The following is a 700-nucleotide window of genomic DNA, read 5'->3' on the forward strand; positions in this document are numbered from 1 at the left end:
CGGATATCGAGGCTGATCCATCCAGATTTACGCATGACGATTATTTGCCAACGTTGACTCAACTTACCATTCGTACAATCGATCAGGCGAAGATCATGCGGGAAGACATTCTTATTCAAATTCTATCACGGGCACACGGGTTCAGTCGTGTCGGTCGTGAGATTCGTGAACGCATCCAGAGCGCCATTCCCTCATCGATGGCACGCACCGAGGAAGATGTTGGCACTTTTCTGTGGTCGGATCGTCAGGCTGTCGTTTCACGATTGCCTTTGTCATCATTAATGGTGGAAAAACCCATGGACCCGGCCATGTTCCCTCTTGCTGTCCTCGTGGATCTGGCGTGTCGTGCCATCGCCATTGACTGCCTGGACGAGGATGCCATTGCAAGAATGCGCGATGCCTGCGGCATGAGTCGTATGGGGCAAGCAACACGGACTCGCTTCGCCATGGCTCTGAATAAAGCGTGTTGTATGAAAGATGAACACGACACGCCTCATCTATAGGAAAGCGCTACCTGCTACCCTTGAACTACTGCCCCTTCAAAGGGATCGAAAAGCGTAGTACCCGTTCTTTGGAAATGTCGCAGGGTGGGCGACGGTCGCCTGTCTGCACCGCTCTTGGTAAGCAGACAGGCGGTTTAGGAGGGGAAGCGGAAGGTCGGTTTCGAAAACACATAATGCATAAGCGGACGTCAGCCTCC

1 protein-coding gene is annotated in these 700 nt (G+C 52.7%); it reads left to right on the top strand.

The genetic code is table 11. The features are described from left to right. Positions 1 to 503 (top strand): hypothetical protein (locus J2D75_RS14285; protein WP_207855459.1); only part of this gene is annotated, 503 nt, incomplete at its 5' end. Positions 504 to 700: the final 197 nt, after the last annotated feature.

Source organism: Acetobacter suratthaniensis, from assembly GCF_017377745.1.
Classification (GTDB): Bacteria; Pseudomonadota; Alphaproteobacteria; order Acetobacterales; family Acetobacteraceae; genus Acetobacter; species Acetobacter suratthaniensis.